The organism is Paenibacillus sp. Marseille-Q9583 (assembly GCF_976954365.1).
Genome location: NZ_CDRJTB010000003.1, coordinates 75,344 through 93,315, shown reverse-complemented (window position 1 = coordinate 93,315; position 17,972 = coordinate 75,344). Strand labels below are relative to the sequence as shown.

The 17,972-nt window shown below is 45.9% G+C and carries 15 protein-coding genes; 1 reads left to right on the top strand and 14 read right to left on the bottom strand.

The annotated features are described in order from the left end of the window. Nucleotides 1–59 precede the first annotated feature (59 nt). The 13 genes from ACWNM1_RS03005 to ACWNM1_RS02945 all read right to left on the bottom strand — a co-directional run bounded on the left by ACWNM1_RS03005 (nt 60) and on the right by ACWNM1_RS02945 (nt 16,330). Complete coding sequence (locus tag ACWNM1_RS03005) at nt 60–821, bottom strand: carbohydrate ABC transporter permease (RefSeq protein ID WP_423803065.1); 762 nt, start codon at nt 819–821, stop codon at nt 60–62. 47 nt (nt 822–868) lie between these two features. Next, nucleotides 869–1,822, bottom strand: coding sequence for a carbohydrate ABC transporter permease (locus tag ACWNM1_RS03000; protein ID WP_234538801.1), 954 nt, complete (start codon nt 1,820–1,822; stop codon nt 869–871). A 62-nt stretch (nt 1,823–1,884) separates the two neighbouring features. Further along, nucleotides 1,885–3,108 (bottom strand): ABC transporter substrate-binding protein, encoded by a 1,224-nt coding sequence (locus ACWNM1_RS02995; protein WP_423803066.1) that lies wholly within the window; start codon nt 3,106–3,108, stop codon nt 1,885–1,887. A gap of 157 nt (nt 3,109–3,265) precedes the next feature. Beyond that, on the bottom strand, nt 3,266–4,486 hold the full coding sequence (locus ACWNM1_RS02990; RefSeq protein WP_449599769.1) for a response regulator transcription factor: 1,221 nt from the start codon (nt 4,484–4,486) through the stop codon (nt 3,266–3,268). Then, a complete protein-coding gene (locus ACWNM1_RS02985) occupies nt 4,473–6,212 on the bottom strand; it encodes a sensor histidine kinase (protein WP_449599767.1) in 1,740 nt (579 codons plus the stop codon). The genes ACWNM1_RS02990 and ACWNM1_RS02985 overlap by 14 nt, the downstream gene beginning before the upstream one ends. A gap of 139 nt (nt 6,213–6,351) precedes the next feature. Continuing rightward, entirely contained in the window at nt 6,352–8,058 is a 1,707-nt protein-coding gene (locus ACWNM1_RS02980; RefSeq protein ID WP_449599765.1) for an amylo-alpha-1,6-glucosidase, read from the bottom strand. A 284-nt stretch (nt 8,059–8,342) separates the two neighbouring features. Continuing rightward, the gene (locus ACWNM1_RS02975) at nt 8,343–10,040 is read right to left on the bottom strand and encodes a hypothetical protein (RefSeq protein WP_449599763.1); all 1,698 of its coding nucleotides are present in this window, start codon (nt 10,038–10,040) and stop codon (nt 8,343–8,345) included. A gap of 61 nt (nt 10,041–10,101) precedes the next feature. Then, the gene (locus tag ACWNM1_RS02970; protein WP_341050282.1) at nt 10,102–10,947 is read right to left on the bottom strand and encodes a TolB family protein; all 846 of its coding nucleotides are present in this window, start codon (nt 10,945–10,947) and stop codon (nt 10,102–10,104) included. Nucleotides 10,948–11,066: 119 nt separating this feature from the next. Further along, nucleotides 11,067–12,647 (bottom strand): hydantoinase/oxoprolinase N-terminal domain-containing protein, encoded by a 1,581-nt coding sequence (locus ACWNM1_RS02965; RefSeq protein WP_449599761.1) that lies wholly within the window; start codon nt 12,645–12,647, stop codon nt 11,067–11,069. Further along, nucleotides 12,647–13,759 carry a DUF917 domain-containing protein gene (locus tag ACWNM1_RS02960; protein WP_449599759.1) on the bottom strand — a complete coding sequence of 371 codons (1,113 nt, stop codon included), beginning with the start codon at nt 13,757–13,759 and terminating at the stop codon, nt 12,647–12,649. The genes ACWNM1_RS02965 and ACWNM1_RS02960 overlap by 1 nt, the downstream gene beginning before the upstream one ends. A 4-nt stretch (nt 13,760–13,763) precedes the next feature. Next, nucleotides 13,764–15,074 carry a cytosine permease gene (locus tag ACWNM1_RS02955; protein ID WP_449599757.1) on the bottom strand — a complete coding sequence of 437 codons (1,311 nt, stop codon included), beginning with the start codon at nt 15,072–15,074 and terminating at the stop codon, nt 13,764–13,766. A gap of 37 nt (nt 15,075–15,111) precedes the next feature. Continuing rightward, nucleotides 15,112–15,693, bottom strand: coding sequence for a TetR/AcrR family transcriptional regulator (locus tag ACWNM1_RS02950; protein ID WP_038568754.1), 582 nt, complete (start codon nt 15,691–15,693; stop codon nt 15,112–15,114). A gap of 187 nt (nt 15,694–15,880) precedes the next feature. Beyond that, on the bottom strand, nt 15,881–16,330 hold the full coding sequence (locus ACWNM1_RS02945) for a VOC family protein (protein WP_449599755.1): 450 nt from the start codon (nt 16,328–16,330) through the stop codon (nt 15,881–15,883). A gap of 96 nt (nt 16,331–16,426) precedes the next feature. On the opposite strand from ACWNM1_RS02945, the gene ACWNM1_RS02940 reads away from it, so the two are divergent. Beyond that, a complete protein-coding gene (locus ACWNM1_RS02940) occupies nt 16,427–17,365 on the top strand; it encodes a helix-turn-helix transcriptional regulator (protein ID WP_449599753.1) in 939 nt (312 codons plus the stop codon). A gap of 46 nt (nt 17,366–17,411) precedes the next feature. On the opposite strand, the gene ACWNM1_RS02935 is transcribed toward ACWNM1_RS02940, so the two are convergent. Further along, entirely contained in the window at nt 17,412–17,849 is a 438-nt protein-coding gene (locus ACWNM1_RS02935) for an Lrp/AsnC family transcriptional regulator (RefSeq protein WP_449599751.1), read from the bottom strand. Between the last annotated feature and the right edge of the window lie 123 nt (nt 17,850–17,972).

Below are 17,972 nucleotides of genomic sequence, written 5' to 3'. Positions count from 1 at the left end.
TTCTCTACTCTACTCTGCGCTGTGTGCTGTTATTAGATTTCCGAACCCGCTGTGGCGAATCAACCTTTGATGCCCGTAGTCGCAATGCCGCCAACGATGTAGCGTTGAGCGAAAAAGAAGATTGCCAGTGGCGGAATCGAGATCAGAACTGTAATCGCCATAATGGACTGCATATCCACACCGTACATCCCTTTGAACTGTGAGAGCCCTAGGGTCAATGTGTATTTCGTCTGGTCGTTAAGGAAAATGAGCGGCCCGAGATAATCATTCCAACATCCCATTACCTGGAACACAGCGACCAGGATCAGCGAAGGCCCCATCAGCGGGACAATAATCCGTGTTAATACGGTCAGCTTATTGGCTCCGTCGATTGTAGCTGCTTCGTCTAGCTCACGCGGGATGGTGAGAATGAACTGCCGCAGCAGGAAAATGAAATAGGCGGACCCGAAGAAAGACGGTACAATAAGGGCTTTGAGCGTATTAATCCATCCCAGAACGTTGAACAGCATATACTGCGGGATCATAGTGACTTCCCAGGGAATCATCATTGTTGCTAACACAACCAGGAACAGAAAGTCCCTGCCCTTAAACTGAAATCTGGCGAATCCATAGGCTACAAGCGTGCATGAAATCAGTTGACCGAACGTCGACAGGATGGTAATAATCAGTGTATTTTTCAGAAACATATTGAAAGGTTGAATGTTCCACGCCTCTGCAAAATTACTGAACTTCCATACAGAAGGAATCCATTTAGGTGGAAAAAGATACAGCTCGGACTGTGACTTGAGCGCAGTCGTAACCGCCCAGAACAGCGGGGCCATGAACAACAGTGAAAAAAAGAGAAGCAGGACGTATACGAGTATTTTCTTCACAAAGAACGTCTCCTTCCTTGAGCCTTCAGCTTCTCCTGAGGATTCTTCTTCATTTCACCTTCGTAAAACACCCAGGCTTCCGAGGATTTGAACACCAGGAAGGTCAAGCCGAGCACGATCAGGAACATGAACCAGGCGTTAGCTGCCGAATATCCCATTTTGAAATACTTAAACGCATTCTCATACATGTACATGGCATAGAAATAGGTTGCTTTCATTGGACCGCCTCCGGTCAGCAATAAAGCCAGAGTCAGCTGCTGGAAGGCTGCAATGATGGAAGTAATTAAGTTGAATAAAATCGTCGGAGTGATCATCGGAATCGTCACACTGAAGAATTGTCTGATCTTACCAGCACCATCAATGGAAGCGGATTCATAAAGATCTCTCGGAATCCCTTTGAGGCCAGCCAGAAAGATCAGCATCATCGAGCCTTGTCCCCAGAGACTTGCGACCACCATCGCTACTAATGACCATTGCTTATCGTTGAGCCAATCAGGGCCCTGAATACCGATCAGGGACAGGAAGTAATTCAGAATCCCGTAATCACCGCTGTACACCCAAGACCAGATCATAGCCAGAGCGACACCAGATATAACGGAGGGAATATAAAAGGCGGTTCGAAATATGGCACTGCCCCTTGTCTTCTGATTCAAGAGAATCGCAAGCCCAAGCGCCACAATGATGTTCAATGGAACGAACAGAGCCGCAAATTTGAGGGTGACCCCGAGTGAGGTCCAGAACAACGGATCATCCGTAAACATTTCCGCATAATTGCCAAACCCGATAAAGTGCACTTCGCCGACAATCGGCCAATCAAAAAAAGAGATGATAAGGGAAAATAACAATGGCCCCAAGGTAAACACGAGGAATCCGAAGATCCAAGGAAAAATGAAGAGGTAGGGAACAGCCCTACCCCAACTACGTTTTCGTGTAGGCTTGAGCTGGGCCATAGGCTCCCCTGCTTGATGCAGAAAGGTCTGAGCCATCTCTTAACCTTCTTTCTGTAAATGTGTTATTTTAAATAACGTTCACTATCTTTAACAGCCTGATTCAGCACTTCCTGGGCGTTGCTGCCGTGCATAACCGCTTCCACCGCAGCAGAGAGCTGGCGGTTGACTTCATTCCATTTTGGATTGAGCAGGAACGCCGGTGTATTGCTGGAACGCTCCAGCATCGTGTAATACGGTTTATAGAGCGGGTCCTGATCTTTCTTCAGCTCGTTTACGACACTGACCCTTACAGGCAGATCCGCCACACGCATCTTGATCGAATCATTAGACACATAGAATTTCACGAATTCCCAGGCCAGATCTTTCTGCTTCGAATCCTTGGCGATGGACAAAGCGGACTCCGCAAGCACCCCTTTGACCGGTTTGCCCGGGAATGCCGGGATTTCGACCGTACCTACATTTATGCCTGCCGTCTTGAACGATTCCAGCGGCCAGATACCGCTCTCCCACATAGCGATTTTACCTGCTTTAAAAATGTCATCTCCGCTCTGCTGGCCTTTGCCTCCGGTCAGCACAGCCGAGCCGTTCTTAACCATGTCGCCGAGCATCTGGATGGACTCAGCTGTCTCTTTGCTGTTCATAAATCCTTCAATCGTTTTGCCGTCATCAGAGATGAATGAGCTTCCGTTGCTCCATACGAAGCTCTGAAGGTCATACGTATCGTTCTCAGCGCGAACCCCGAACCCGTACTGCTTCTTCGACTTATCGCTGAGCTTAGCCGCGATGTCCTGGAACTCCTTCCATGTCCATCCATCTTTCGGATAAGGGATCTTGGCATCGTCGAACAACTTCTTGTTGTAATAGACCACGCGTGTGGTGAACCCTGCCGGAATGCCATATAGCTTGCCGTCAATTTTGCCATAGTTGAACAATCCCGGATAGAAATCTTCGATGTTCAATTCTTTATCTTTGCTCGAATAGCTGTCCAGTGGTTCCAGAGATTGATGATAGGTTGGGAAATCCCACATATACATCACATCTGGCGGATTGGTTGCCCCGAATCCGGCGGCAAGCTTCTGGTCAAAACCGTCTGCATAAGCCTCTACCTGAACCTTCGTGCCCGGATGGGCTGCTTCGAATTTCTTGGCGATGTCTTGCTCAATCTTGAGCGCGTCTCCGGTATCCCATGTCGCAAAACGGAGCGTCTTCGTCTCCCCTGAGCCTGCAGCATCTGTGGATGTTGAAGGCTCACTGTTCCCCCCGCAAGCTGTGACCATAGTTGCCATTAACGTAGTGGCAAGTACAATAAGAGAAATTTTCTTTTTCACTGTGGCAGCCTCCCCTTTGAATGAGGTAATAATAATTGAACCGCTTTCATCTTAACTTTTATGAAAGCGGTTCAAAACTGATATCTATTCGAATGTTTGCGTACTTTTGTTCGATTTACAGGCCGGGGTGTCCATCTGTTCGAATCACGGCGTCTTTTTGTTGTATACGGTAATAACTAGGTGTCTGACCCGTGCAGCGCTTGAACCATTTGCTGAAATATTTGCTGTCGCCCAGCCCTGTCCGCTCCGCAATATCCTGCATCGTCAACTGCGTATCCCGCAGCAAGGCCTTGGCAAGCTTAAGCTTCCTTTTATATTGAAAAGCCACAAAGCTGTCGCCCACCGTCTTCTTAAACAGGATCGAGAAATGGCTTCGGCTAAGTCCCACCTGGCTCGCCAAATCGCTAACCGACCAATCCGCCACAGGGTTCTCATGCAGAAGCTTCACGGCCTTCCAGATCGGTTCAGGCCAGTCCTGAGACGTAATACCATGCAGCTTCTCCACTTCCGCTTCCTTGTGAAGGGCCATGAAGGCCTTGCTTAAATCTTCAGCGTTGCCCAGCGGTCCTCTCTTCACCCAGGTCAGCTTCTCGGTTTGGCTTTTCATCTGAACAAGCAGACTGTCCGCAGTCCCCAGCTCGTCACCAGGTACAATCCAGTAGCAAAGGTCCTCACCGTAAGGGATGATGACAGATGCGCTGTGGGGCATCCGGCTATTCTCATCCTCATTAAGCTTGACGAGATCCAGGTAAGTACAATCGCATCCACAGGTCTTGATCAGATAAATGTACAAGGGTTCCCTATTCAGCGGCAGCTTCTCCCTAATGAGCTTATCTATTTCGTCAACAAATTTGCTGCTGTGTCCACTCTGCCAGGCAAACAAGAGAGAGCCCAGCCGTTCTCCATAGATTTCGCTTGTTTCAGCATCCGCTACGGGAGCAGACGATGTAAGCTCCCTCTGGAACTTCTCCAGCATTCCTTCCAGCTCTTCATCTTCAAAGGCTGTCTTAAGCAGATATCCTGAAGCCCCAAGCTTAATTCCCTGCTGAGCAAATTCGAAGTCACGGTGACAGCTCAGCAGAATAATCCGGGTGTCTTTATCAACTTCTTTAACTTTGCGTAACAGTTCAATCCCATTCATCTCCGGCATGACGATGTCGGTAATCACTATTTGAGGCAGGTGAATCTGATAGAACTCCCAGGCTTTAAGGCCGTTCGGCGCATCCGCCACCACTTCCATCCCATACTTATGCCAAGGAATTGTAGAGCGAAGCCCTTTTCGCACGATACTCTCATCATCTGCAATTAACACTTTAATGGTCTTAGTTGTCTCCATGCGGACTCTCCTCCTTCTTGGGCCACCGAATTACGATAGTAGTGCCGTCACCTTTCGTGGATTGAACCGTCAAGCCATACTGCTGTCCGAAATGAAGCTTGAACTTCTGATTAGCATTCTGGACGCCGAGTCCTCCGCGTCCCTGCGGTTTGCTTTCCGGCTTAGCAAGCATAAGCGCCCTCAGCTTCTCTTCATTGATTCCTGCACCGTCATCAGACAATGTTAACAACAGATGCTCGCCTTCCTCCCGTACACTTAACGAAATGTTCCCCTTCCCGTCTTCAAATCCATGAAAAAAGATGTTCTCGAAAAGCGGCTGAAGAGTCATACGGGGAATCAGATACAGCTTAAGCTCTTCGTCACAGGTCTGTTCATAATTGAATGCGGACCCATAACGGATCTCTTGTATTTTCAGAAAATGCTCAATCATGCGGAGTTCACGGCCTAGCGTGATCAACTCCTGAGAGATATCCAGATTACCTTCGAGCACCATCGTCAGATGATAGAGCATCTGGCGGATATCCTCTGCCCCTTGAAGCCTTGCCTTCCACTGGATAGAATTCAGCGTATTGAAGAGCAGGTGTGGATTAATTTGGTAGTGGAATGCCTTAAGCTCGGCCTCCTTCTTCAGCCGCTCACTCTGCTCCACTTCCTGCACAAGGGATTGAATCCCCCCCACCATACGGTTGAAGCTGGTATCCAAGCTTCCGAGTTCATCCTTGCCTTCCACCAGGGTCCTCGTGTGTAGCTTGCCAAAGCTGACCTTCTGCATCGAGTCTTTCAGCCTGCGAATTCGAGCTGTGAATTTCGATGAGAATAGATAAGCTAACCCAAAGGCAAGCAGACAAGAAACAATGGCTACAAGTACTGTGTTGGAGCGGATCAGGCTTGAGGAAAAATAGAATGCTTTGGCCGACAACCTTGCTTCAATCTTCCATCCGTTGGCTGCCAGTGTCCTATTCCACACCACGTCACTACCGTCTGGAGTGAATGGAGAATCTGACTGGTAAATGGGTTGCCCTTCAGAATCAGTTATCGTCAAATGCGCTTTGGTATCTTCCTCAAACATATGGAACATATCTAGAAGAACCTGCGCATTCTCTTCAATTAAGATCGTGCTTCCATGCTGGGTTCCAGCCGGATTATTAATCCGTACAGCAAGCCCCAGTATAGGATCCCCCGTATCCGAAGCTTCCATGCCATGATTCATAGGATAGAAGCCCAGCCAATAGGGCCCTTTGGATGAATAAGTAAGGGCCCGCCAGGCGGGGATATCATTAAGCTTACTGACATCCAGATTATTCTCCCCATAGTAATAACCAGAGCGGGTAATCAGATAAATACCTCTTGTCAGATCCGTCTTAAGTGATTTAAGCAGCGCCTCGAAGTCATCTTTATCCATAATCTCCTGATACGTAGTTGGAACGTGATCACCTAGTCCCCCCCGCGCAGGATCAAGAAGATAAGAATAGATTGTTCCTGTCGTCTGATTCATCCGGTTCAAAGCGGAACTGATCTGCTGATCAAGTTGTGCCACGGTGTTCTCTCCGTATTTCCCGAATTGAGAGTTAATGACTATAGCGGATTGATAATAGTTCAAGGCTCCCAGTGACAGTAGTGGAATAATCGCGACAATAAGAAAGCAAAAGAGCAGCTTAGTCCGGATGCTGAAATAAGAGCGAATAGAGAAGCGATGATATAACTTCTTAAAGAAATGACTCCACATGACTTCTCATCCCCGCCTTATATATTTCATTTTTATAGTTGAAGTGTAGCACGGACTGGCACACTCGGGAATATCTCGGAAAATGGGAAAGCACTTCCCCTTACGCCGGTCTTGACCAGGAGGAAGTGCCCGTATGTTGTTAAGTTGTATACTCGTGCCCTAGGATTAAGAATACACTTGAGGTCCAAGTAAACGCCCTGTCGCGAAGCCCTTCACCCGTCAGGGCATCGAAGTTCTCGGCCATGCCACTCTTGTTCAGCATATTGCAGAATCGGCGGGCTACCTCGCTTGCCAGTTCAACATCCCCCGCCGCGGCCACACCTTCCACTAGCAACATGGTTGATGGCGCCCAAATCGGGCCCCGCCAATAGCCATCCGGCGTGTAGTAAGGGCTCTTCACACTCTCTGTAGCCCAGCCGTTCGGCGTCAAGAAGCGGCTCTCATCCCGCAGGCCATCCAGCAGTGCGCGCAGGATTGGCTCCGGCAGCCGCTTGCCAAGCAGAATGGGCACGAAGAGCAGCAGGCTGTCGCCGTCGGATGCTTCGTGAGTTCCAGAACGGCAAGCGGTGAACCTTCCATCCTTCCAGAAATGACGTAGCATTTTCTCCAGGGTCTCCTCGCCTAATCGTCTCCATGCGGTGCTTTCGCTGGTAAGCCCCAGAAGCCCAGCAATTTCGGCAAGCAGTTCAATCTGCAAGATTAAAAATGCTGCCAGATCCGGACTCTCCACCGGAATCCCGTTATTAAAGGCAGTACTGTTGTCCCAACCCGAATCGTTTCCATGATTGTACTGTGGTATACCGTCCTTGTCGTTATCCCGGTAATGGAACCACCAGTTCGTCCACTTGCTCAAGGGCCCATACACTTCACGAAGATGGGATTCCTTAATATAATCCGTCCGCTGCATCATCCAGGCCAGCGTCCAGCCATGAATAGGCGGTTTGTTGCAGTTCCAAAGCTCGTACTTGTCGTTGATAAAGTCCGGAATCAGGCCACTCTCATCCTGGCGGTCGAAGAAAATCATAAACTGGTCCCAGGCCAGCTCCGGGTGATGTCTGACCAGAGCCATCGCATTGAAGCAGTGATCCCAGCTCCAAATATTCGTCATCCAGTTCTTCGACATATACATTGCTGGCCGGGTCAAACATCCTTCCGCGGGAACCAGACAGGACCAGGTAATATAAGCCGCCAGTTCACGGCCGTCTTGCCAGCGTTCGGGAACGGTCAAGCTGGCACCCAGCCACTGGTCATATTCCTGTTGCACCGCTAGTACCGCTTCCTCCCATGGTGTCCAGGCATCACGCCGTTCCCATACCGTGCGGAATTCTTCCACCGCGAACTCGGCAATTTCCTTACCCGCTTCGGGGGTGAACTCCGCCACAATGCGGGAACTTTTAATTTTGTCCCAAGGTACCTCCATCCGGAGAGCCCCGGTTAACCGGGTGAGCATGAACCGGCATTCATGGGTGAAGCTGTTTACTTCAAAGCTGCCTGCGCTGTGCTCATAAGCATAATCGTAGGCCGAGGTACGGAAGGTGAGGCGAATGCCACATCCTCTGCTCTTGAAACGGACCGTACGACCATCTGTAATACAGATCTCCGCATAGATATTGTCGATATCCGTATTCAAACGAAGTAGTGCAGGCTCTGCCTTAGCCTCGTACGGAATATACTGATTACTCTCGTCCAGCAGTTCAATTTGAAAAGCTTCACCAAATTTATCATCCCCACCACGCACGGTCCGTAAGTAAAGTCCCTCCGCCCTGACATCCGATTCAGGTAGTTCAGAAATAGCCAGAAAGGTGCCTCTTCGGCTGAAGGGTACCGTGTTAAGATTAAAGTTCATATCGTTGGACTCCTTTCCAAAGGAAGTATGCGCTTTCAGTTTATCCAAGGCGTCAGAAATACGAAACAGACAGGTGTTAGCGATGGGGAGTCATATTGTTGGAGTGAGAAGTCTGAGGCGTACACGGGTGTCTTTTTGTTAGATGATCAGGGGTACAAATGTTAGCACGTCTTTGTAAACGAGCATATCGATAGGGAAACGGCATATGAGTTTGGTAGAAAAAAAGGTTATCCGTAATACCTTATGTAGGCATTAACGGGATAACCTTTTGCTGGTAATTTAATTTAATTTAATGGGATCGAATAAAATAGTCTGGATCCTTTGTTGTTGGTATACCATACAATTTTGTCGCCGCTAACAATAGGGCTGCTTTCTGATAGTACAAAGTTCTTAATCGTTTGGATACCCCCAGTGGTTGCACCCTCTCCATCTATAAGAACATATTTCACGTCACCCGGATGATTCTCTTTATCAAACTCCTGCCACAGCACCATCATTTTGTCGTCCGTGATTTTTACTAGTATAGGGATGGACGCGATTTGGTTCGTACCAACATATTTAGCCAAAGTGATGTGGTTCACTGCTGTGCTAGACAGGTTGGCTTTTGGCAGAACACTAAGAACGATATCTCTCTGATCCTTCTCTAGTCCCACCATCTCATAAGACGTATATTCTTTGACAAGCGAATGGTCAATCGTATTCATAGCGACAATATAGTTCGCCGAAGACATCTCAAACCCGCCTATAGAAACGCCTGTGGTGTTCGCTCCGATTTTGCCGGGAATATTAAACAGGTCTACCTCGTTATAACTGGTTCCATTTCCTTTATTCAGCACAATCGAACGAGGATAGGCATCACCATGATCCACTAGAACATGCGTAGCACCATCAAACAATACATATTGATCAAAAGAGTGGCTGACATGATTCTTCTGGAATCTTCCCAGATCATTCGTCACGGTCATAGTTTGGGTATTCACGATAATGGTCAGCTGGGATTGATGATTTAGTTTATCTTCTGTCGTGTATCTTGTACGTGAAGTGTGGAATACAAGCGTATCCCCAGCCTCGGCCATACTACCCGAGCCAGAATCAAAAGGGCTAACCGTATAACTCTCGCCACCCTTAATGGAGACACTATCTACTCTATTGAAGCTTTTATCATAACGGACAATACGAATCACTTCTTTGCTATCATTCTCTTCGCGATTCTCTTGTCCAAAAGCAATATAGTTATACTTCTCCCCACTATAGAAACCACCAAATATCGGAAGCTCAAAAGGGATACTCTTATTTCCAGTTAGTTCAAACTTCTCATTATATGATTCAATCGTAACTTCCTTATTCGCCTCAAGGACACTTACTGTCCCATCATTATTATTCACAAGATAGGAAGTGACCGTACTTTTCCATCTGGGAAAATAAGAAGATACAGCGTTACTCTCGGTCCCCACCGCCGTCTTCACCCGGTAAGCGTGATCTGGAACTTTTGAGAACAAGGATATGCGATCAGACTGAACGTCATATTCGATATCGAATGGAATTTTCCCCGCCAAATCCCGCAACTGAACATAGTTATTCTCGTCAATATTGTACGCCGTAATCGACTGCAGCTGTCCGTTCACTAGCACTTTAGAGGTCGACAGCGTAGCTGAATAATTTCTATTGCGACTATAATAGTTGCTGCTAGCTTTCTTTTCGGGAGTATAGGCTTGCCCGGTTATGATCTCTATCGCATTGTTTGCTTTATTCCAAGTGATATCAAATTGACTGGCTGTTCCCGAGAAATACTCCGCTACATCGCGCAGCCGGAAATAATTGTTGTTCGAGATATTGAATCCGTTCAGATCCCTTTGTTCTCCGTCAAAATATGTACTGCTCTCGGTTACCTTAGCCTTCACCGTGCTGCTCGCAAAGGTTGTAGCGCCGAGCGCAGGTATAACCAGTAATACAATTAGCAAAACACTAAAAATCCTCTTCATCCAACTTTTCCCCCATTTATATATAAATAAAAACACTATAATTTTTATCGGTATTTTATTCCTATTCCTCCACTACATAACTTACAAACGCCAAGCGCTTACTATCCGGAGACCACGAATTCACGTTAATCGTACCTTGTCCTCCAAACAATTGTACTAGTGTGCGATAATCTCCTCCCGTGCTTGCCATCAATCGAATCTCAACATCCTTATTCGCGGGGTGATCGCCAGGATCTACATCTCCTTTGCGGTAACTCAGGTAGGCAATCTTCTGACCATCTGGCGATACATGCGGGAACCAGTTATTACTCTCATCAAAAGTCATCTGTGTTTGCTCAGTGCCATCGGCATTCATTCGCCATATCTGCATCAGCCCTGTACGCACCGAGTTGAACCATATATATCCCCCATCTGGTGAATATTCAGGCCCATCATCCAGCCCAGGCGAATCTGTCAGTTGTACCTCTACTCCCCCGTCTACTGGAATGGTATAAATATCATACTGACCATTGCGCTCAGCACAGTAAGCTAACTCAGCACCGTTTGGAGACCAACCATGCAAATAACTTGGAGCATTCGGTGTAACTAGAACCGGTTCACCACCCTCCATGGGAAGAATATATATACGAGATTTACCATCTTCTTTCGTATGGTGACTAATTGCGATCTTAGTGTTGTCAAAAGACAGAACATGATCGTTATTACATTCCGCAGCAAACCCCGAGTCAATTTGAACAAGCTCACAGGATGTGATGTCGAACGAATAGAGACAACCTCGACTATTATAAATAAGACGCTTACCATCGCTGGTCCAATTGGGTGCCTCGATTAAATAATCAAATGAGCGGAGCGCAGTACGCTCCCCAGTCTGTACATCTACGATTTCTAATGTGCTAATCACTTTCATTGTCCTCTCTCCCATCGTTAAAATATGTACATAACCCACTTCGACAGCTATTCTAAATCCCCTTTCTAAAAAAAATCTGCCTCGAAGAGTTCACTCCTCAAGGCAGATCCATAATCATCTTATAAACGTCCAGCCGCTTTTACTTTTACCAGCAAGGCATTGCCCGGCAAGTATGCAATCGGAATATCCTCAGACAATACGATCTGAACGGTATCACGATCTGCACCGGCTAGAACAGCTTGCTCTATTGCATGGCTGCGGGCATCTTCCTTAGCTTCATCATAAGACATTTCGTCCAGGGAATAAATCCGCTCTGTCTCCCCGCTCACCTCACCTAACGCAGCGCCAATCGCATTCGCAGCATCATAGTGATCCGGTCTTACAATCCGTGATACACCTTCAAGCTTGTCTGCCACAAGAATACTTCCGCCACCGACCAAAATGACGTCAACAGGATCTGAGCTTGTCTTCATCCGATCAATCGCTTCCTCGATATCCCGCGTAATGATCTCATCTGCTCTTTTGCAGATCGATTCATCAAGTGCCTCAGTCTGCGCCTCTTTCCACTCGTATCGATTAAGCTTCACCGCCACATCGGTTGCTGTGAGCGTATCACCACCAAAGATGAGGCCGCGCTTCAATAGCTCGTACCCCACGCTATCCGGACCCACTGTTACCTGATCCAACGTTTCGTCTAAGCGAACGATTGTACCGCCGCCGATCCCGATCGATAAGATATCCGGCATGCGGAAGTTCGTGCGAATCCCGCCAATCTCAACCGCAGCGGAGGATTGACGCGGGAAGCCTTGCATCAGGACGCCGATATCTGTCGTGGTGCCACCGATATCAACAACAAGTGCATCATTCAGACCTGACAAGTGTGCCGCGCCACGAATGGAATTCGTCGGACCGCAAGCAATCGTCAGAATCGGGTAACGAAGCGCATATTCACTGTACATCAGTGTTCCATCGTTCTGACAGATGTATAGGCTCGCGTCAATTCCATAAGTGTGAAGCGCCTCTTCGAAGCCCTTTACGACTCCAGCAATGACGTTAAGTAATGCGCCGTTCAGCAACGACGCGTTCTCACGCTCGAGCAATCCGATACTTCCAATCTCATGAGACAACGTCACAGGCATATCTGCGCCAAGTACTTGCTTCGCTAGTTCTTCGACACGTTTCTCCTGCGAGGTATTCACTGGGGAGAACACACCACAGATCGCAACCGCTTCGACTTCACCCTTCATTTTCAAAAAGCAGTCTAGAATCTCTTCTTCATCCATTTCAACAATCGTGCGGCCATCATACTCATATCCACCATGAACAACATAAGCATGTGGGCAAACCGTTGCCTTAAGTGTATCGTCCCAATCCGCAAGTGGAGGAACCGCAGTTGTTGCCGGTGCCCCGATTCGAATCAAGCCGACTTTCCCCAAGTGCTTGCGCTCTACAATAGCATTCGTACAGTGCGTAGTTCCGAGCATTGCATAACGAATCTGCGCTGGATTCACACTACTCTCTGCTAACAAACGACGGATGGATTCAGTAATGCCTTCATTCACATCACGTGTGGTATGCACCTTTATCGTATGAATGGTGTTTAGCTTGGAGTCGAGCAAGGCTGCATCTGTATTTGTCCCGCCGACATCAATCCCAATGCGGTATATTTCTTCCATGTTGTCTACATTCGTATGAGACATTACTCTGCTCCCCCTTTCTCTGCTGCCAATTGTTCAATTGGAACATAAGGTGCATCATAGCCAAAATATTGTGGACCTACCGTCTCGAGGCCCTTTGGTGAACGCCATTTCGGATCACAAGGGAAACCAACCACACTCACCCGGGCACCGTATTTCAAATTCTCAGTCGTGATTGGCATACCGGTATCCTGGTCAAGCACGGAGATCAGGTCAGGAGTAATAGCAATTGAATGTCCATCTTCTGTGGCAAGAAGGAACTCATTCTGGAAGAACAAAGTCATCGTACGTCCCTTTTTAGCATCTGTGCCTTCAAATACCGCTTCACCGCGTGTAAATCCGCCTTCTGTACGACGGCGAATATCTACTGCCTTACCCTGGAACAACGCATATCCATTCAACTGCTTCAGCAGCATTTCGATTGGATTCTGTTTCAATTCCTTGGACTCGAACAATGTTTTTCCGATTTCATACGCAAGCGTCAAGGTATGCGGAATTGCACTTTGCTTTACCTGTGCTCCACTCACCGGATAATCACAAATCGAAGCCGATCCGCCCATTTGAATTGTAACTGCACGCGCCATCCGCTCTTCCCAAACACCGTCGATCGCATGCATCAGCACACCGTTGCCGCGTTCATCTGCCATCGTAATCGGACTGCAGTCAATACCGTCCAAGTAGAACGTCACCATCTGCGATTCTGGAAAAGCCCGTCCCATGGCATCCGCATCTACGATAGGAATATTGCGTTCCGCAGCCGTAATTACGGGAACCAGAGAGTTACCGCCACCAACCTCAATCGGCATAATGGCGCTCACCTTGCGTCCAAGCTCTTTCTCAATCATATCCAAAGGCTTGATCATTTGCTGAATCGAAGGAATCTTCTCATTCATAACTGTAGGTGCGCCAATCATGGATATAGGAACAACCAATGCATCGTCCTCCAGATCCTCAGGACTTACTAAACGAACAGGACCATATTTGCGAATGGCTTCCATCGCCATCAATTTACCAATATGCGGGTCACCGCCCCCGCCTGTTCCAAGAACGGCTGCACCAACAGCAATGTATTGCACCGCTTGTTCATTTAATTCTGTTAGTTTGTGATTTCTCATGTTGTTATCCCTTCTTTGTCATGATTTTGCCGACAATCCACTGCACGATAAAGGCGAACATAAACGCATCTAATGCCGGTACGCTCGTGATTTGGAACCATCCAAATCCATCTGGCGCTGCGGTTGTCATAAAAGCGAACAACGTAGCTGCAACCCATACCGCTAAGGAGCGAATCACCCAGTTTTTGTTGCGATCCAGACCTTCAAAAGTGAATTTCTTTCGATCCACAAGTAAAAATTCGGACGTGTAGATTCCCCCGATTGGAGAGACAAACACCGTAATAATATTTAGGAAAGATAAAAACTTATCATAGATGCCAAGTACGGCAAGCAACGTAGCAAAGATACCTGCCACAATAGTAATTAGCTTTTTCGGAACCTTTTGGAACACGACAGAGAACCCTAGCGAAGCAGAATATAAATTGTTCGTGTTTGTCGTCCATTGGGCAAGGGTTAAGACGATAATGGCTGGAAGCCCAAGTCCTAGCGCAATGAAAATATTCGTCAGATCATCTGTGTCCATAATTCGAGATAGGAAAATAGCTACAATCGTCATGAAGCTGTTACCCACAAAGAAGCCGATAAAGGCCGCGGTTATCGCATGCTTAGGTGTGCGCGCCCAACGAGCGATATCCGGTGAAAGCACCGTGCCGACAATAAAGATACCAATAACAAGCGAGATCGCTGTCCCCATCGGGATCGCTGCTCCGCTAATCGGTTCCCACACGGCTGAAGCTCCTTTGGTGTGGAACGCGGAATAAATAGCCACTCCAATAAACAAAATAAGCAATGGTACGGACCAGGTGCTTAATCGTTCAATAGATTGATATCCCCAAATAGCCGTCGACATCATCAAAAGCCCACCTATGAATGAAAGCACCCCTAAGGACAGATGAATATCCCATAATTGACTAAAAGCAGTCTGCATATTCGAAGCGAAGAACCCGACCTGCACCCCAAACCAACCGAGTGAGAAAATACCGAGGATAACTGCTACGACACGTGCACCCACATTTCCGAATAGAAACCGAGAGATCATCGATGTCGATAACCCTGTTTTCGCCCCTACATACGCACATAATGCTCCGATCACCCCTAGGATTAACGAACCGATTATTGTTGCTGTGAGTGAATCTGTCAGATTCATTCCATTGCCAAGCTGAGCACCCAAGAACATCGCTGATAGGTCAATCCCGATGGCGATCCAGACGAGCGACATAGATAGCCATTTTTTACGCAAATGCACTGGAACCGGCTCTCTCTCAAAATCCCCCGAGCTAAGCTCGTTCCCCTTTACTTCACTTACTTCTGCCATTCTCCCCATCCCCTTGTTGTTATCTTCTTCTGTAGCGCTATGAGGACGCACCCTTCCAATACATTTCAAACGCATGGTTCAGCTTACGCTCATAAATTCCCTTAGAAGTGTAATAGAAATACTGCATGCTTAATCCATCCATCAAGTTGAGAAAAGCATCTGCGAGAAGCTGAACGGATTGATCGCGAATTACTCCCTCTTCCATCCCTTTCGAGATGAATTGTTCAATGATCTTCGTCAACATCGCGTCGGACTCTAGAAATGCTTCCTCAATCGTTTCCTTTAAGAATGCCGGTGGGAAGACCACATACCTCAGTACAATTTTGCTTGCTTCAGGACTCTTCTGATAAAACTCATACTGTCTAGACAATATGCCTCGTAGACTTTCCTGCGCACTCAGTACTTTCTGCTCTTCCGATAGCTCTTGAATATAAGTGTTATAGGACTGCATAGCCTCACGAAAGACCGTCATAAACAAATCCTCTTTATTCTCAAAAAAGGCATAAATCGCCGGAGTCTTCACACCAACTTCCTTCGCAATTTCAGAGAGAGCCGTACCCTCGTAACCCTTCTCTCCGAATAGTCGCATCGCTACTTCTTTCAACTTGTTTTTGGTCAAGACATTCCACATCCCTTACTTAATTAACGTTAATTAAAAAACACTATACATCTTTATGCATAATAATTCAACAATTTTCATTAAAAAATAGCCATCAATACATACAAAAAAGCCGACCAACATCAGGATAATCCCTGAATTATGATCAGCTGAACGGTGAACTGGGTTTACTTTAGAAGCAAAGTTGTTAATGTAATCTTTCATCAAACATGAGTTGAATTTGAATACCAAAGGGATCTTCAATGATACCGTAGGCTTTACTAAACACATTACTAGATAAAGGAGCAATAATTTTCACGCGCTCATCCGTGATTAAGCTTTTATAGAAACCTTCAATTCCCTCTAGGTCAGCACTTTGAATACATAATGAAGTGTTATTACCCACTGTATATTTCTCATTCGTATTCATTGTATCTTCTGCTATCATTATTTTTGTTTTTCCGATTAAAAGGACAGAGTGAGTAATATAATCCTTATTTTCATCTGTAAGCTGTATGGAGCTGTCACGTTCTGCTAGTTGTTGATAGGTAACACGTAACAATTCCTCTGCATTAAAATGCTTTTTGTAAAATTCTATAGCTCCCTTGGCTCTTCCCTTCATTGATAAGAAAATAGCTACTTCTAGTGTTGTACTCATAGTGTAAATCTCCTTCGTATATTTGATATGTGATCTTAAACTTATTATCATATATAAAGGTATCAAAACATGACACCTTAATAAGGAGCTTTTTATATGAAGAAATCAGAACGCTTAAATGACATGATGAGATACTTAAACGGGCGAGAGTTTTTCAATCTAAGTGACCTTATGGAGAAATACAATATTTCGAAAAGCTCAGCGCTACGTGATGTTACTTCATTAGAACAATTAGGTATGCCTATTTTCGCGGAACATGGAAGACACGGACGTTATGGTATTTTGAAAAATAGATTGTTATCCCCTATTATTTTCACGATAGATGAAGTGTATGCACTGTACTTTGCCATGCTGACGTTAGAATCTTATCAATCCACTCCATTTCATTTAAGTGTTAACAAGCTAAACGAAAAGTTCGGGCACTGTCTATCGAGTACACAAATCAACCAGATTCATAAAATGAAAAAGGTTCTACAATTCGAAATGTATCAGCATAAGCATGTCAGTCGCTTTTTAGATAAAATTCTAGCAAGTATTCTAAGTGAATGTGCCTGTAACATTGAATACACAAAAAATAACCAGACAAAAAGCTACCCTGTACAATTCTTCAGAATTTCCGCGAAGTTTGGTCAATGGTATGCTACTGGAATAGAGTTAAATACGAATACATATAGAGTGTTTAGATGTGATCGAATAACCTACATTGAAGAAGAGGAAAGCTCAGCCCGCTATTCTATAGAAGAACTTCTTAGTCGTTCCTTAGAATTTTATCAATCCGAGAACAGTATTCACTTTGAAGTTGAGATTGCGGAGCAAGCCAAAGATATTTTTTATAAAGAGCATTATCCCTCTATGGAAATAGAAGCTGGACCGATAACCGTCATTAAGGGATTCTATAATCCAGGCGAAGAAGAATTTCTAGCTAATTATTTCATGCGTTATGGTCAGTATGTTAGAGCGGTGAAGCCTGAAGCCTTGAAACAAATGATTCAGGATAAAGTTGAGAATCTCTTAAATCACTATCAGAAACTATAAATTGGAAAAAGAAAAGAGGGGTCTACGCCCCTCTTTTTTGTATGGATTAAGATTTTATTTTTCCAATGGATAGACTCACTCGATAATTGCCATGCTTCAAAAGTTGTGCCAGAAATACCTCAAGCTCCTCATTCGTAGCAAAATGTCCAGTTAACACATAACATCCTTCTCCGCTAATTCGATGCACTTCGGAAATTGCTTCCTCCTCCATCACGAACTTCTGGAATAAAGGATGATTGGTTGATTCCACAAAAAATGTAATAAAGGCCGTGATAGAAAGACCTAGCTTTGCTTTATTAGTAACGATCGTATATTGTTCGATAACCCCTAAATCTTCTAAACGCCTTATGCGGTTTCCGACCGCTTGGCCAGTCATATGAATCTTTTGGCCAATGTCCTTCCACTGAATTCTGGAGTTTTCTTTTAGTAATGCTAGTATCGCAAAATCGATATGATCAAAAATAAAAATCAATCCTTTCGTCATGAAAGCAAATGGACATATAGCGTTTCGCCAACTTATTCAGCATTTAAGCATGAATATCTATACTTAGTTATATCCTGATTCACTAGTTAGTAGCCATTGAAACAGTGATAACTAAAACACTTT

What these genes read in the sequence shown, in the direction of transcription:
- ACWNM1_RS03005 (WP_423803065.1), bottom strand. Translation starts at nt 821, where the DNA reads ATGGCCCCGCTGTTCTGGGCGGTTACGACTGCGCTCAAGTCACAGTCC.
- ACWNM1_RS03000 (WP_234538801.1), bottom strand. Translation starts at nt 1,822, where the DNA reads ATGGCCCAGCTCAAGCCTACACGAAAACGTAGTTGGGGTAGGGCTGTT.
- ACWNM1_RS02995 (WP_423803066.1), bottom strand. Translation starts at nt 3,108, where the DNA reads ATGGCAACTATGGTCACAGCTTGCGGGGGGAACAGTGAGCCTTCAACA.
- ACWNM1_RS02990 (WP_449599769.1), bottom strand. Translation starts at nt 4,486, where the DNA reads ATGGAGACAACTAAGACCATTAAAGTGTTAATTGCAGATGATGAGAGT.
- ACWNM1_RS02985 (WP_449599767.1), bottom strand. Translation starts at nt 6,212, where the DNA reads ATGTGGAGTCATTTCTTTAAGAAGTTATATCATCGCTTCTCTATTCGC.
- ACWNM1_RS02980 (WP_449599765.1), bottom strand. Translation starts at nt 8,058, where the DNA reads ATGAACTTTAATCTTAACACGGTACCCTTCAGCCGAAGAGGCACCTTT.
- ACWNM1_RS02975 (WP_449599763.1), bottom strand. Translation starts at nt 10,040, where the DNA reads ATGAAGAGGATTTTTAGTGTTTTGCTAATTGTATTACTGGTTATACCT.
- ACWNM1_RS02970 (WP_341050282.1), bottom strand. Translation starts at nt 10,947, where the DNA reads ATGAAAGTGATTAGCACATTAGAAATCGTAGATGTACAGACTGGGGAG.
- ACWNM1_RS02965 (WP_449599761.1), bottom strand. Translation starts at nt 12,647, where the DNA reads ATGTCTCATACGAATGTAGACAACATGGAAGAAATATACCGCATTGGG.
- ACWNM1_RS02960 (WP_449599759.1), bottom strand. Translation starts at nt 13,759, where the DNA reads ATGAGAAATCACAAACTAACAGAATTAAATGAACAAGCGGTGCAATAC.
- ACWNM1_RS02955 (WP_449599757.1), bottom strand. Translation starts at nt 15,074, where the DNA reads ATGGCAGAAGTAAGTGAAGTAAAGGGGAACGAGCTTAGCTCGGGGGAT.
- ACWNM1_RS02945 (WP_449599755.1), bottom strand. Translation starts at nt 16,330, where the DNA reads ATGAGTACAACACTAGAAGTAGCTATTTTCTTATCAATGAAGGGAAGA.
- ACWNM1_RS02940 (WP_449599753.1), top strand. Translation starts at nt 16,427, where the DNA reads ATGAAGAAATCAGAACGCTTAAATGACATGATGAGATACTTAAACGGG.
- ACWNM1_RS02935 (WP_449599751.1), bottom strand. Translation starts at nt 17,849, where the DNA reads ATGACGAAAGGATTGATTTTTATTTTTGATCATATCGATTTTGCGATA.